This is a genomic window from Tenacibaculum sp. E3R01, assembly GCF_003318185.1.
GTDB classification, from domain to species: Bacteria; Bacteroidota; Bacteroidia; order Flavobacteriales; family Flavobacteriaceae; genus Polaribacter; species Polaribacter halocynthiae.
The window spans coordinates 45,366-60,418 of the sequence record NZ_QOCC01000019.1 but is presented as its reverse complement, the minus strand read 5'-3'; the positions used below and the strand labels follow the sequence as shown (position 1 = coordinate 60,418).

13 protein-coding genes are annotated in these 15,053 nt (G+C 29.5%); 12 read left to right on the top strand and 1 reads right to left on the bottom strand.

Translation table 11 applies throughout. The features are described 5' to 3' along the window. From DS884_RS05415 to DS884_RS05360, 12 genes are all read left to right on the top strand, one after another. Positions 1-741, top strand: coding sequence for a Na(+)-translocating NADH-quinone reductase subunit C (locus DS884_RS05415; RefSeq protein WP_093869862.1), 741 nt, complete (start codon positions 1-3; stop codon positions 739-741). 2 nt (positions 742-743) lie between these two features. After that, complete coding sequence (locus DS884_RS05410; protein WP_093869863.1) at positions 744-1,388, top strand: NADH:ubiquinone reductase (Na(+)-transporting) subunit D; 645 nt, start codon at positions 744-746, stop codon at positions 1,386-1,388. Between the two features lie 60 nt (positions 1,389-1,448). Then, the gene (nqrE, locus tag DS884_RS05405) at positions 1,449-2,183 is read left to right on the top strand and encodes an NADH:ubiquinone reductase (Na(+)-transporting) subunit E (RefSeq protein ID WP_093869864.1); all 735 of its coding nucleotides are present in this window, start codon (positions 1,449-1,451) and stop codon (positions 2,181-2,183) included. Between the two features lie 2 nt (positions 2,184-2,185). Next, positions 2,186-3,499: an NADH:ubiquinone reductase (Na(+)-transporting) subunit F gene (gene nqrF / locus DS884_RS05400; protein ID WP_113786517.1), complete on the top strand. Its 1,314-nt coding sequence runs from the start codon at positions 2,186-2,188 to the stop codon at positions 3,497-3,499. A 129-nt stretch (positions 3,500-3,628) separates the two neighbouring features. Continuing rightward, positions 3,629-4,279, top strand: a complete 651-nt coding sequence (locus DS884_RS05395) for a hypothetical protein (RefSeq protein WP_113786057.1) — start codon at positions 3,629-3,631, stop codon at positions 4,277-4,279. Next, positions 4,272-5,018, top strand: coding sequence for a sensor histidine kinase (locus DS884_RS05390; protein ID WP_113786056.1), 747 nt, complete (start codon positions 4,272-4,274; stop codon positions 5,016-5,018). The genes DS884_RS05395 and DS884_RS05390 overlap by 8 nt, the downstream gene beginning before the upstream one ends. Further along, positions 5,019-5,750, top strand: a complete 732-nt coding sequence (locus tag DS884_RS05385; RefSeq protein WP_113786055.1) for a LytR/AlgR family response regulator transcription factor — start codon at positions 5,019-5,021, stop codon at positions 5,748-5,750. 157 nt (positions 5,751-5,907) lie between these two features. Continuing rightward, complete coding sequence (locus DS884_RS05380) at positions 5,908-6,387, top strand: T9SS type A sorting domain-containing protein (RefSeq protein ID WP_113786054.1); 480 nt, start codon at positions 5,908-5,910, stop codon at positions 6,385-6,387. 4 nt (positions 6,388-6,391) lie between these two features. Then, complete coding sequence (locus DS884_RS05375) at positions 6,392-8,491, top strand: hypothetical protein (RefSeq protein ID WP_113786053.1); 2,100 nt, start codon at positions 6,392-6,394, stop codon at positions 8,489-8,491. 702 nt (positions 8,492-9,193) lie between these two features. Continuing rightward, positions 9,194-10,549 (top strand): DEAD/DEAH box helicase, encoded by a 1,356-nt coding sequence (locus DS884_RS05370; RefSeq protein ID WP_176974366.1) that lies wholly within the window; start codon positions 9,194-9,196, stop codon positions 10,547-10,549. 2 nt (positions 10,550-10,551) lie between these two features. Further along, the gene (locus DS884_RS05365) at positions 10,552-10,914 is read left to right on the top strand and encodes a Na(+)-translocating NADH-quinone reductase subunit F (RefSeq protein WP_093869871.1); all 363 of its coding nucleotides are present in this window, start codon (positions 10,552-10,554) and stop codon (positions 10,912-10,914) included. Between the two features lie 660 nt (positions 10,915-11,574). Then, on the top strand, positions 11,575-12,138 hold the full coding sequence (locus tag DS884_RS05360) for a uracil-DNA glycosylase family protein (RefSeq protein WP_093869872.1): 564 nt from the start codon (positions 11,575-11,577) through the stop codon (positions 12,136-12,138). Here the strand turns inward: DS884_RS05360 and polA are convergent. After that, the gene (gene polA / locus DS884_RS05355) at positions 12,135-14,963 is read right to left on the bottom strand and encodes a DNA polymerase I (RefSeq protein ID WP_113786052.1); all 2,829 of its coding nucleotides are present in this window, start codon (positions 14,961-14,963) and stop codon (positions 12,135-12,137) included. The two genes, DS884_RS05360 and polA, sit on opposite strands and share 4 nt — an antisense overlap. Positions 14,964-15,053: the final 90 nt, after the last annotated feature.

Below are 15,053 nucleotides of genomic sequence, written 5' to 3'. Positions count from 1 at the left end.
ATGAGTAAGAGAACAGATAGTAATGGATATACACTACTTTTTGCCATTGGTATGGTATTAGTAGTAGGAGCGTTGTTAGCTTTTACAGCTTCATCACTTCGCCCAATGATAGACGCTAATAAGCGTATTGAAAAGCAACAAAATATTTTGTATGCAATGGGGGTAAATGAAAATGATGAAAGTAGCGCAATCTTTGTGTCAAAAGAAAAGGTAGCTGAAGAGTTTTCTAAATATATTAAAAAGCAATTAGTTATTGAAGGTGATAATACTACTGAAGATACTAAAGCTTATTTAATAGATGTTAAAAAAGAACAAACAGCTGCTAAAGCTGGTAAGGTAAGAAAATTGCCTTTGTTTATTGGAGAAAAAGATGGTAAAACGTTTTATATAGCACCAATTAGAGGAAAAGGTCTTTGGGACGCTATATGGGGTTACGTTGCTATGGATAAGGATATGGTAGTTCAAGGTGCATTCTTTGATCACAAAGGAGAAACACCAGGTTTAGGAGCTAACATTAAGCAACGCTATTTTATGGATGATTTCATCGGAGAAAATTTAAAAAGTAATGGTTCTTTCAAAGGAATTACTGTTTCTAAATCAAATAATGACCCGAAGAACGAAGATAAAAATGATAACGAGGTAGATGCAATTGCAGGAGCAACTATTACTGGAGACGGTGTTGCAGCAATGATTAAATCTGAACTAGGTTTATACGTACCTTACTTTAAAACATTAAAATAATTATGGGACTTTTATCAAAAAAAGACGCAGCATTAATTACTGACCCATTAGCAGATAATAATCCAATTACAATTCAAGTATTGGGTATATGTTCAGCATTAGCAATTACTGCTGAATTACAAGCATCTATTGTAATGTCAGTATCTGTATTGTTTGTATTAGGAATAGGAAATGTTGTAATTTCTTTATTAAGAAATATTATTCCTTCAAAAATTAGAATTATTGTACAGTTAATCGTAGTAGCAGCTTTAGTAATTATAGTTGATCAAGTATTAAAAGCTTTTGCTTATGAATTAAGTAAAACACTTTCGGTATTCGTAGGGTTAATTATTACGAACTGTATTATTATGGGACGTTTTGAAGCTTTTGCTTTAGGAAACGGGCCTTGGAGATCATTCTTAGATGGAATTGGAAATGCTTTAGGATATGCAGTGATTTTAATTGCTGTAGGTTTCTTCAGAGAATTGTTAGGTTCAGGTACTTTGCTAGGATTTAAAGTATTAGGAGACCCAATTGAAAAAACTGGATTATATTCTATTGGATACGAAAATAACGGATTTATGTTATTATCACCAATGGCATTAATTGTTGTAGGTATTATTATTTGGGTACAACGTAGTAGAAACAAAGCATTAATCGAGGATTAAATCCTCTTCAATATCTCTTCAATTTTTAGAGATAATTTGATAGAGGGAAAAATATAAAATATGGAACATTTAGAATTATTTTTCAAGTCGATATTTATTGATAATATGGTATTTGCTACGTTCTTAGGAATGTGTTCTTACTTAGCTGTATCTAAAAAAGTATCAACAGCGGTAGGTTTAGGAGCTGCAGTTATATTTGTATTAGCGGTTACAGTACCTATTAACTGGTTATTAGATCAATATTTATTGCAACCAGGAGCATTATCTTGGTTAGGAGCTGAATATGCAGATTATGATTTAAGTTTCTTATCATTTATCATGTTTATTGCAACAATTGCAACAATGGTACAATTGGTAGAAATTATTGTAGAAAAGTTCGCACCTGCTTTATATAACTCTTTAGGTATTTTCTTACCGTTAATTGCTGTAAACTGTGCAATTTTAGGAGGGTCTTTATTTATGCAATCTCGTGAAATTCCTACATTAGGATTATCATTAACATATGGAGTAGGGTCTGGTATCGGATGGTTTTTAGCAATTTTAGCTATTGCTGCTATTCGTGAGAAAATTAGATACTCATCGGTACCACCAGCATTAAGAGGGTTAGGAATTACTTTTATTATAACTGGTTTAATGGCAATTGGATTTATGAGTTTTGGTGGAATGTTAACAGGAGGAGATGAAGAAAAGAAAGAAGAAGCACCTAAAGCTGAAATTAAGAAAGAAGATTTAGAAAAAGCAAAGAAAGAAGCTGAAGCTAAATTAGCTGATAACACTAAAAAAATTACAGAATAATGATGTTTTTGGAAGTAAGTACTGGAGGTACAGTAGCTGTAACTGTAGTAGCATTCTTAGGAATTGTATTAGTTTTAGTAGGGTTGTTATTATTTGTAAAGCAAAAATTAGCACCATCAGGACCAGTAAAAATTACAATTAATGGTGATAAGACAATTGAAGTTGCTTCTGGAGCTACATTGTTAACAACCTTAGGAAACGAAAAGATTTTCTTACCATCAGCTTGTGGTGGAGGTGGATCTTGTGTACAATGTGAGTGTCATGTAAATGCAGGTGGAGGTGAAGCCTTACCAACTGAAACACCTCACTTTACACGTAAAGAATTACAACACGGTATCCGTTTAGCATGTCAGGTTAAAGTAAAACAAGACATGGATATTTCTATTCCAGAAGAAATTTTTGGAATTAAGAAATGGGAGGCAACAGTTGTACGTAACTATAATGTTGCAACTTTTATTAAGGAATTTGTAGTTGAAATTCCTGAGGAAATGGACTATAAAGCTGGAGGTTATATTCAAATTGAAATTCCTCAATGTGAAATTAAATATTCAGACATGGATATTTCAGCACATCCACAAGATCATCCAGGAGAACCTGATAAATTTGAGGCTGATTGGAATAAGTTTAACCTAAGGCCATTGGTAATGAAAAATACTGAGACAGTAGAGCGTGCATATTCTATGGCTTCTTATCCTGCCGAAGGAAGAGAAATTATGTTAAATGTTCGTGTAGCAACACCTCCTTTTGACCGTGCTAAAGGCGGATGGATGGATGTTAATCCAGGTGTAGCTTCTTCATATATTTTTAATCAAAAACCAGGAGATAAAGTAACTATTTCAGGACCTTATGGAGAGTTCTTCATAAATGAATCTGAAGCAGAAATGTTATATGTTGGAGGTGGAGCTGGTATGGCACCAATGCGTTCACATATTTATCATTTATTTAGAACTTTAAAAACAGGTAGAAAAGTAACTTATTGGTACGGAGGTCGTTCTAAAGCTGAGTTGTTTTATATTCACTACTTTAGAGCATTAGAAAAAGATTTTCCAAACTTTAAATTCTACTTGGCATTATCAGAACCATTAGAACAAGATAATTGGAAGCCTAAAACAGACATTAACGATGAGGCAGGAGACGGTTTTGTTGGTTTTATTCACCAAGTTGTAATAGACCAATATTTATCTAAGCATGATAGTCCTGAAGATTTAGAATTATATTTCTGTGGTCCACCACTAATGAATAAAGCAGTACAAAAAATGGGTGAAGATTTTGGTCTTGATGATGAAAACATCAGATTTGATGATTTTGGAGGATAGAAACTTTTAACCTTTTAATATATAAAACCGAGCAATTTGCTCGGTTTTTTGTTAATAATAAAAGGGCATAGGATGGTAAATATTAATTCTTATTGAAAAATTATTATATTTATAAAAATCAGTTAAAATATGGGGGCATTATTTTTAGGATTTGTATTGAGTGTTTTTAGTTTATTCTTATTACTCATCAATTCAATATTATTTGTAAGCAAAGTAAAAAAAATCAATAATTCTACATATAGTTATGTAGCAACCTATTTGGTAATATTATTTATAGTAGAGTTGTTTTGTAATACAATTGGTTATTTATATCCAGGTCAAAACTTTTATTTATCGCATTTCTATTTCAATGCACAATTCATTTTATTGAGTATCGTTTTTTATCGCTTATTCAAGAGTCAAAAACTAAAAAAACTAGTTATTTTGAATTATGTAATAGTAACTCTTATATTACTGGGAATGTATATTTACAATAACGAATTATTTTGGCAATTCAATTTATTTGAAATAGCTATGACTTCTGTATTACTAATTATTTATGCGTTAATTCATTTGAGTAATACAATGGGTACTAAGAAAAAATACTTTTACCTGTCTGTAGGTATGATATTGTATCTTTTATGTAGTTCTTTAATATTTTTGTTTGGAAATTATGAATTAGTTTTTATTGAAGACCCTTATATAGATATTTGGATTTTTAACACCTTGTTTTACATCGTTTATCAAGTGTTTATTTTTGTTGAGTGGAATTATATAAATAAGAATGGTTTAGATGATTAATAATCAGAAAGATTTGTTTTTGATTGTAGCCTATTCAATCATGTTTTTGTTTATTTTTTTAATAGCAATCATTGTTTTTATACTTAAATCTAGAAAGGATAGAATTAACATTGAAGAGAAAAAGAAAGAAATAGAATTAATTGCGAAGCAAAAAACTATTCTACTTAAAGAAATTCACCATAGAGTTAAAAACAACTTACAATTAATTTCAGGACTCTTGTATTTGCAATCAGTTAAACACAAAAATGATGAAGTATCAGCAATGATAGATGAGTCTCAAAAACATATAAATTCGATTGCTTTAGTTCATGAAATGTTATATAAAGATGATACTATTTCGTTAGTTTCAATGGAAAAGTATTTAAAAGAACTAGGAACTCAATTACTACAAGTTTCATCTCAAAAAAAAATAACTTATAAGTTAAATATTATAGATGTTTCTTTACCTGTAGATTATGCAACAACCCTTGGATTGATAGTAAATGAATTGATAACTAATTCATTAAAATATGCTCTAACTTCTCAAAACGGAATTGTAAAATTGTCATTAAAAGAAGTTCGTAAAAATCAATATTTATTTAAGTATTCTGATAATGGTAGCGGTTATATAGCTAAAAAAGATAATAATAATTCACTTGGTCAGAGATTGATAAAAATGCTAGCTGAAGAAATAGAAGCCGATTTAAAAATTGAAAATGAAAAAGGATTGACTTATATTTTTAACTTTAAAATAGATTAATTGGAAGCACCTATAAAAGTATATATTGTTGAAGATATTGCTATATCAAGAATGTCATTAGAAACAATGTTATTAGAAAATAACTATATCGTATCTGGTTCAGCTGCTAAAGCAGAAGTTGCTTGGATTGATATTCAACAAACAAAACCAAATTTAATTTTATTAGATATTAATTTATCAGGAGATAAAAATGGTATTTGGTTGGCTCAAAAGGTTAGAAAAAAATTAAAAATACCAATAGTTTATTTAACTGCTTATGGAGATCAGCAAACGTTAAAAGAAGTATTAGAAACAAAGCCTAATGGTTATTTAATGAAGCCTTATCAAGAGGCAACATTATTAACAACAATTACTATTGCATTAAATAATTTTTTAGAAAGCGAAAAAGAAAGAGAGGTATTTAAAGAAAACAATGATTCTGATGTTTTTATCTTCATAAAAGATAGAGCTATGAAAGTAAAAATAAATACGAATGATATTTATTATATAAAATCTGATGGGAACTATTTAGAAATTAAGTTAAAAGAAAAAAAATACGTTGTAAGAAATAAATTAATGGAATTTAAAAAACAACTTCCTCATACAATATTCTTTCAAAGTCACCAAAGGTACCTAGTAAACATAAGTAAAATTAAGGTGGTTGGAAAAGATTATGTTTCCATAAATGATGAAAATATTCCACTTTCTTTAAAATATAAAAAAGAAGTAGAGCAAGTATTAATCGTTAAATAGTACTCTTTATTTCAAATGTATGTAAGTCTTATAAAATGAGGCTATATAAGAATATTAATAATTATTGTATTCAACTTCACAAAAAACACTCCAATCTTCACAAATAATTTATAAAAATATTTAAGCGAAGCATATTTGTTTTTTAATTAAAACATAAATGTGGTCTAAACAAAAATTAAACATGCTGTTTTTTTTACTAATGATTAGTGGATTAAAAGCACAACAAGCAATTATTAGTTCTGGAGGTAGTGTTAAGAGTAGTAATGGAAGCTTAAGTTATACGATTGGAAGCTTTGCTTATCAAACATATTCAAATGTAAACGGTTCTATAACTGAGGGAGTACAACAACCTTTTGAAATATCGACAGTTTTAGGAACCGATTTAGAGGAGGTTAAGCTGCAATTAAAAGCATTTCCAAACCCGACTATTGAAAATCTTACTCTTAGCGTTGGGAATTATATAAATGAAAATTTAAGTTATCAACTTTATGATATCCAAGGAAAATTCATACAGCAAGAAGATTTTGAAACTAATAAAACAGTGATTAGTATGTTGAATTTACCAACAGGTGCTTATTTATTAAGTGTATATGAAAAAAATAGATTAATGAAGATATTTAAAATAATTAAAAACTAAATACATGAAGAAATTTTTCTCCTTATTAATAGCAATAATAATTACAAGTAGTGTATTTGGGCAAACTCCAGATCTAATAAGTTACCAAGCAGTAATAAGAGATGCAACTAATGCATTAATCAAAGAGCAATCAATAGGTGTACAAATAAGTATATTAAAAGGTAGTATTAACGGTTCTGCTGTATATTCAGAAACACAAACACCTTCTACTAATAAAAATGGTTTAATTAGCTTAGAAATAGGAAAAGGTATAAATGTGACAGGCAAGTTTAATTCTATAGATTGGTCTAGTGATACTTTTTTTATTAAAACTGAAATAGATCCAGTAGGAGGAACGAATTATAAGATTACAGGTACTAGTCAATTAATGAGTGTTCCTTATGCCTTGCATGCCAAAACTGCTAGTAATTTCTCAGGTACTATTAAAGAAAGTCAAATATCAGATTTAAAGCATACAATTGATACAAATACACAGTTAAGTGAAGCAGAAGTAGATTCTTTTGTAGATAATAATGGGTATTTGAAAACTGAAGTTGATGGAAGTATAACTAATGAAATCCAAGATTTATCGTTAGTTGGAAATAAGTTGAAAATCACTAAAAATGGAACAGCTACAACAATAGATTTAAGTGGGTATCTAGATAATACAGATACGCAATTAACGGAAACACAAGTAGATGCTTTTGTAGATAATAATGGGTACTTAAAGACAGAAGTTGATGGAAGTGTAACTAATGAAATCCAAGATTTATCGTTAGTTGGAAATAAGTTAAAAATCACCAAAAATGGAACAGCTACAACAATAGATTTAAGTAGGTATCTTGATAATACAGATACGCAATTAACGGAATCACAAGTAGATGCTTTTGTAGATAATAATGGGTATTTAAAAACAGAAGTTGATGGTAGTGTAACTAATGAGATACAAGATTTGTCGCTTATTGGGAATAAATTAAAAATTACTAAAAATGGAACAGCTACAACAATAGATTTAAGTAAATATTTAGATAATACAAATACACAATTAACAGAGTCACAAGTAGATGTTTTTGCAAATAATAATGGGTATTTAAAAACAGAAGTTGATGGTAGTGTAACGAATGAAATACAAGATTTATCATTAGTTGGAAATAAATTAAAGATTACTAACAATGAATCTGCAGTAACAATAGATTTAAGTAAATTTTTAGACAATACTAATACACAATTAACGGAATCACAAGTAGATGCCTTTGCAAACAACAATGGGTATTTACAAACAGAAGTTGATGGTAGTATAACTAATGAAATTCAAGATTTATCATTAGTTGATAATAATTTAAAAATTACTAATAATAGTTTAGCAACTACAGTAGATTTAAGTAAGTACTCTGAATTGCCAACCCAATCTGGAAATTCAGGAAAAGTTTTAACTACTGATGGTACTTCATCTTCATGGAGTGCTCCGGCTACACCTTCTCTTGCTGAGGTGCTAACTAAAAGTAGTGATGCAGGCACAAAAACAATTACTAATCTGAGTAAATTAGGTGTTGGAACTTCAACCGTAACTTCAGGAGCAGCAGTAGAGATCAACTCAACAACAGGAGGTCTTCTTTTACCTCGTTTAACTACTGCTGAAAGAGATGCATTAGCTAAAAACCCTGGATTGATTATTTTTAATAAAGAAACAGGTAAGTTTCAAGGATATCAAGGGTTTCCAGAATCTGAACTATTTATTAATCATAATACATTTATAGGAAATTTAACTTTTTCGGGACAATCATTTACAGCTACAGAAACTGGCAATTTCACAAAATTAGTTTTGAACTTCCAGGCAGCAGTAACCGGAGGGACATTAAAAATATATAGTGGTAATACTGTAACGGGTACTCCAATACATACACAATCATATACAGTAGGAGCTGGAGAACAAGAAATTGTACTATCTAATGCAATAAATGTAGTATCTGGTCAGCAATACACTGTTTTTGTAAATACTACTTGTGCGTATTACCCATTTGCTACATATGCCGGAGGTACAGCTTTTACTGTTAATCTTGCATTTCCAGGGGATTTATGGATGAAAGTAAAGTTTGGAAAATCATCATGGGTAGATTTACATTAAAATAAAATTAAAGCTATTAAAAACCGACGCTTATGCGTTGGTTTTTTACATTTAGAAGCTATTTAATGTCGTTCGGAAAGTTTTGTGGATATTCTATGTGATTTTTTAGAATCTTAGCAGAAGATTAAAATCACCCATTTTGGGTGATTTGGAATATTAGTTAAAGTAATACTTTTGAAAAAATAATAATAATGAATTGTCCAAACTGCCAATCAATAATAGTTAATCGTAAAAAGAGAAGTGTCTTTCAAAAAATTATTTTGCCAAACAGCAAAAAATTAAAATGTTTTAGTTGTGCTACAGTGTTTTTTTATTTTCCTTTTTTTGGAAAATCTATCGTTCCATATAAAACTAAAGTAAATAAGCAAATTAGTAATCAAAATATTTAGGCTCATTTTTTATAAAAACAGGAAAAACCCCCTTCTATTAAAGTTCTTTTTTAGTTATATTTATGAGGCTACCCAACTTCATAAACAAAACCATCATGGAATGTCCTAAATGCAACTCTAAATTGATTAAAAAGGTTAAAAGAACTACACTTCAAAAAACTTTATTTCTACCAAAATTATATAAATGTCATTCTTGTAAAAAAATCTTTTCAAGAATTTCATTCATAAATGCTCTTCATATTGTATAGGTATACATACTAGAGATTTCCTTTTCTAAATATAGAAACCGTACCTTTGTCAAAATTTTCTATAAATGATCTCTTTTCAAGATTTAGATTTATCAAATCCACTAAGAAATTCCATTGAAGACTTAGGATTTATCAACCCAACACCAATACAAGAACAAGCTTTTTCGGTTGTTCGTTCAGGTAAAGATGTAGTAGGTATTGCGCAAACAGGTACAGGAAAAACATTTGCCTACATGTTACCTATTTTAAGGGATTTAAAGTTCTCTAAACAACAGCATCCTAGGATATTAGTGTTAGTACCTACAAGAGAATTAGTAGTTCAGGTGGTAGATGAAATTGAAAAGCTAGCAAAGTATATAAACTTACGTGTTTTAGGAGTTTATGGTGGTGTAAATTTAAATCGTCATAAAGAAGCAGTTTTACAAGGAACTGATATTATAGTTGCAACACCAGGTCGTTTATATGATTTGGCAATAAGCAGAGTGTTGAAACTAAAATCTATTCAAAAAGTAGTTATAGATGAAGTAGATGTAATGTTAGATTTAGGTTTTCGTTTTCAATTGTTGAATATTTTTGAATTATTGCCAGTAAGACGTCAAAATGTAATGTTTTCAGCAACAATGACTGAAGATGTTGAAGCGTTAATAGACGATTACTTTGTTGGGCCTAAAAAAATAGCAATTGCAGTAAGTGGAACACCTCTAGATAATATAGAGCAAGTAGCTTATAATGTACCTAATTTTTATACTAAAATTAATTTATTGTTGGAGTTACTATTCGATAAAAATGAATTTGGTAAAGTGTTAATTTTTGCTCCAAATAAGAGGAATGCTGACAGGATATTTAATTTAGTTGAAGATGAATTTCCAAATCAATCTTGTGTAATACACTCTAATAAAACTCAAAATTACCGTTTACGATCAATTGAAGAATTTAATAATGGAAATCATAGGATTTTAATCGCTACTGATGTGATAGCTAGAGGGTTAGATTTAAATGAGATTACTCATGTAATTAATTTTAATCCAACTCAATACCCTGAAAACTATATGCATAGAATTGGTCGTACAGGTCGTGCTGAGCGTAAAGGGAAGTCTATTTTATTTGCAACTGAAAATGAACAAAAGGTAAAGTTAGCGATAGAAGAACTGATGGATTATAAAATACCACTAGTTGAAATTCCTGAACAAGTAGTAATATCTAAAGAATTAACTGAAGAAGAAAGACCAAGTGAAGATAGAGATCAGTCAAAAAATAGAACCTCACAAGAGTATGTTCCAGGTCCTGCTTTTCATGAAAAGAAGGAAAAAAATAAGAAAGTCAATTTAGGTGGGTCTTATAGAAGGGAAATAGTAAAAAAATATAAGAAACCTAAAACGAGAGGGGATAAGAATTACAATAAGCGCAATAAGAAAAAATAAAAATGCAAAGACTTACCGAGCAAGAATTGCACAATTTAGGGATGAATATTGTAGGGAAAAAACTACAAGAAAAAGGGTATGAATTTGTTGCAATTAATAGCACTTTAAAAAAACATCCTCAATTTGTATTGTTTAAAAAAGGAGAGCCAACAATCTTTGTATTAGTAAACGTAACTCAAAATATACAAAACCCAGAGGACTACGATGTTTTATGGATGGAAACATTTAAAGAGCATGCAAAAAAGCAAAATGCGAAAATATGGTATGCAGGTATAGGAATAGCAAATGCTGAAAGTGTTGACTTGCCAGTGTTTAAAAACCAACCATATTATGTTGCTTTTAATGATTTTTTAACCATTTTATAATAATTTATTAGAACTATTTATAAGTATTCCAAAACCAATTATAATTAATTCTATACCATTTATACATTTTTTTTAATTTAATATTAGAAAACACCTGATTATATTGATAATCAGGTGTTTATGTTTTATTTTTGCAATAGGGAAATTAATTAATAAACATTACAATGAAAAAAACATTACTTAAGGGGATTCAAAACTTTATTAAAAACTTATTATTGGTTTTAAGAGAATTTGGCAAAGGAGCTGGATACGCTATAAACCACTAAATAATAAAGATATTTTGAAGAAGAGACACTCGTTTTAAGATAAAGCGAGTGTTTTTTTATTTACTTAATTTAAAGTGTTTTATTTATTCAATTTCTTGCATAATTTTATTTTATAATACTTATATGTTTTTTAAACTAAATCATAAAGGGGGAAAACACTCTTGATTGTCAGTTGGTTATGATTTATATTTACCATGGGAAAAATTAATAAATTAACTAACAATGAAAAAAAGATTACTTAAGGGGATTCAAAAAATTTTAAAAAACATGTTATTGGTATTAGCAGAATTTGGCAAGGGCGCTGGATATGCTATAAATCATTAAGCAAAATTTTTTTGAATAGAAAACACTCGTTTTAAGATAAAGCGAGTGTTTTTTTTGTTAGTTTTATAAAATGAATGAATTACTAGAAGAGGTTAGAGGTTGTGATATTTGTAAAAATTATATTACACCTAGGCCAGTAGTTTTTGCAAATGAGAAATCTAAAATATTAATTATTGGGCAAGCACCTGGAACCAGAGTTCATGCTTCTGGTATCCCTTGGGACGATGCTAGTGGAAAACAACTCAGAAAATGGTTAGACGTTACTAATGATCAATTTTATAATGTAGATAATTTTGGAATCATTCCTATGGGATTTTGTTATCCTGGTAAAGGAAAAACGGGAGATTTACCGCCTAGAAAAGAATGTGCTCCACAATGGCATAAATTATTGTTAAATAAAATGCCAAATGTAGAGCTAGTATTATTAATAGGAATGTATGCTCAAAAATATTATTTAAAAGATAAAGCTGAAAAAACGTTAACCAATACAGTTAGTAATTATCAAAAATATCTTCCAAATTATTTTGTATTACCACATCCATCTCCTAGAAATCGTTTCTGGTTAACTAAAAATCCTTGGTTTGAAAAAAACATTCTCCCTGAACTTAAAAATCAAATAAATAAATTACTTTAATGAGCTTCTAACCAATTATCTCCAATACCAATTTCAACATCTAAAGGAACAGATAATTTAAAAGCATTCTCCATTTCTTCCTTTATTATAGGTTTTATGACCTCTAATTCATCTTTATGAGCATCAAAAACTAGTTCATCATGCACTTGAAGTAACATTTTAGAAGTAAAGTTCTCTTGCTTAAAACGGTTGTGGATATTAATCATTGCTAGTTTAATAATGTCAGCTGCACTACCTTGAATAGGTGCATTTACGGCATTTCGTTCAGCAGCACCACGTACAATGGCATTACGAGAATTTATGTCCTTTAAGTAACGTCTTCTTTCTAAAATAGTTTCTACATATCCATGTTCACGAGCAAAATCTACTTGCTTAGAAATATAATTACGTAATTTAGGATACGTTTCATAGTAAGCATCAATTAAAGATTTAGCTTCTTTTCTACTTAAAGATGTTTGATTACTTAATCCAAATGCAGAAACACCATAGATAATTCCAAAATTTACTGTTTTCGCATTACTACGTTGTTCTCGAGTTACCTCTTCTATAGGTATATTAAATACTTTTGAAGCAGTTGAAGCATGAATGTCTTCACCATCTTTAAAAGCTTTAATCATTGTTTCCTCTTCGCTTAAAGCAGCAATAATACGTAACTCTATTTGACTATAATCAGCAGCTAATAATACATGGTTTTTATCTTTTGGAATAAAAGCTTTACGTACTTCTTGTCCTCTTTTAGTTCTAATTGGAATATTTTGTAAGTTAGGATTGTTAGAACTTAGTCTTCCTGTAGCTGCCACTGCTTGTGCGTATACTGTATGAACCCTTTTTGTTTTCGGATTAACTTCATTTGGTAATGCATCAACATAAGTGCTTTGTAGTTTTTTATATTGACGATATAATAAAATGTCTTCTATTATTTTATGGTCTTTAGCTAAGTTTGATAATACATCTTCAGCTGTTGAATATTGACCAGTTTTAGTTTTTTTAGGTTTGTCAACTAGTTTCATGTTTTCAAATAAAACAATTCCTAGTTGTTTTGGAGAACCAATATTGAACTCTTCACCAGCTTGTTCAAAAATTCGTTTTTCTAATTCTTGAATGTCATTTGTTAACTCAGTTGATAAAGAATTTAAAAAATCAATATTTAAATTAATACCTTCAATTTCCATGGCGGTTAAAACGGAAACTAAAGGGGTTTCAACATCATTAAATAACTTTATTACGTTGCCACTTTCTAATTCTTTAGTAAAATGCTTTTTAAGTTGTAAAGTAATATCAGCATCTTCTACAGCATATTCACTTTGCTTTGAAAGTTCAACTTGACGCATAGAAAGTTGGTTTTTTCCTTTTTTACCAATTAACTCAGTAATAGAAACTGGTTGGTAATTTAAATAGGTTTCAGAAAGTATATCCATATTATGACGCATATCTGGATTTATCAAATAATGTGCAATCATAGTATCAAACAATTTTCCTTTTACTGGAATGTTATAATTTGATAAAACTTTAATATCATATTTTAAATTATGACCAATTTTCTCGATTTTTTCGTTTTCAAAGAAAGGTAAAAACTCTTCAATAATAGTTTGAGTTTCTTCCTGGTTTTCTGGAAAAGTTATATAATATCCTTTTCCAACTTCCCAAGAAAAAGAAATACCAATTAATTCTACTTCTAAAGATTTTAAACCAGTAGTTTCAGTATCAAAACACACTGAAGTTTGTTGTTCAAGTTTTTTAAGTAATAATTTTCTGCTTAACGGAGTATTTACTAATTGATAAAGATGGTTAGTGTTTTCAATCGTTTTAAATCCGTTAATATTGTTTTCTTCAGAAACTGTTCCACTTCCAGGTGTAGCAAATAAATTGAATTGTTGATTATCAGTTGTTTGTGTAGTTTTTGTAGTGGTGGTTTCTGTTTGACTTTTCGTCTCGACAGAAATATTATAAGTTTTTTTTAAGTTTTCAACTAATCTTCTAAACTCCAATTCACTAAATATTTCTGTAGTTTTTTCAAAATTAGGTTGCTCAAAAATAAGTTTATCCTCTTCTAAATCAACAGGAACATCTAGCATAATAGTAGCTAGTTGTTTTGAAAGTAAGCCTAATTCTTGATTAGCTTCTACCTTTTCTTTCATTTTACCCTTTAGCTGATCAATATTTTCAAATAAGCCTTCCATACTACCATAAGCCGCAAGGAATTTTTTTGCTGTTTTATCTCCAACTCCAGGTAATCCAGGAATGTTGTCAACTGCATCCCCCATCATTCCTAAATAATCAATAACTTGTTCAGGGTGTTCAACTCCAAATTTGTCTTTAACTTCTTCAATTCCCCATTTTTCATATCCATTTCCCATTCTAGGTGGTTTGTACATGAAAATATGTTCAGAAACAAGTTGTGCAAAATCCTTATCTGGCGTAACCATGTAAGTTTCTAAACCAGCTTTTTCAGCTTTTTTGGCAAGAGTTCCTATAATATCATCAGCTTCATATCCTGTTTTTACAATAGCAGGGATGTTCATGGCTTCTAATATTTTTTCAATATAAGGAACTGCTATTTTTATTGCTTCAGGCGTTTCTTGTCTGTTGGCTTTGTATTCAGGAAAAGCTTCTACTCTATCAACACTTCCTCCTTTATCAAAACAAACGGCTAAATAGTCAGGTTTCTCTCTTTTTATTACATCTAAAAGAGAATTTGTAAAGCCTAAAACTGCTGAAGTGTCCAGCCCTTTTGAATTTATCCTTGGGTTTTTGATAAAAGCATAATATCCTCTAAAAATTAAAGCGTATGCATCCAGTAAAAAAAGTCGTTTTCTATTTGCCATGTTGTTATATAAAAGCTATTGAAATATCTTAATTGTTTAGAAATAAATCTAAAGTAAATGTCACATTTAACTAAGCAGTAAAGCTACGAA

Bases quoted from the DNA above. Each gene is read 5' to 3' on its own strand.
- DS884_RS05395 (WP_113786057.1), top strand. From the start codon at position 3,629: ATGGGGGCATTATTTTTAGGATTTGTATTGAGTGTTTTTAGTTTATTC.
- DS884_RS05375 (WP_113786053.1), top strand. From the start codon at position 6,392: ATGAAGAAATTTTTCTCCTTATTAATAGCAATAATAATTACAAGTAGT.
- polA (WP_113786052.1), bottom strand. From the start codon at position 14,963: ATGGCAAATAGAAAACGACTTTTTTTACTGGATGCATACGCTTTAATT.
- DS884_RS05370 (WP_176974366.1), top strand. From the start codon at position 9,194: ATGATCTCTTTTCAAGATTTAGATTTATCAAATCCACTAAGAAATTCC.
- DS884_RS05415 (WP_093869862.1), top strand. From the start codon at position 1: ATGAGTAAGAGAACAGATAGTAATGGATATACACTACTTTTTGCCATT.
- nqrF (WP_113786517.1), top strand. From the start codon at position 2,186: ATGTTTTTGGAAGTAAGTACTGGAGGTACAGTAGCTGTAACTGTAGTA.
- nqrE (WP_093869864.1), top strand. From the start codon at position 1,449: ATGGAACATTTAGAATTATTTTTCAAGTCGATATTTATTGATAATATG.
- DS884_RS05365 (WP_093869871.1), top strand. From the start codon at position 10,552: ATGCAAAGACTTACCGAGCAAGAATTGCACAATTTAGGGATGAATATT.
- DS884_RS05390 (WP_113786056.1), top strand. From the start codon at position 4,272: ATGATTAATAATCAGAAAGATTTGTTTTTGATTGTAGCCTATTCAATC.
- DS884_RS05380 (WP_113786054.1), top strand. From the start codon at position 5,908: ATGTGGTCTAAACAAAAATTAAACATGCTGTTTTTTTTACTAATGATT.
- DS884_RS05410 (WP_093869863.1), top strand. From the start codon at position 744: ATGGGACTTTTATCAAAAAAAGACGCAGCATTAATTACTGACCCATTA.
- DS884_RS05360 (WP_093869872.1), top strand. From the start codon at position 11,575: ATGAATGAATTACTAGAAGAGGTTAGAGGTTGTGATATTTGTAAAAAT.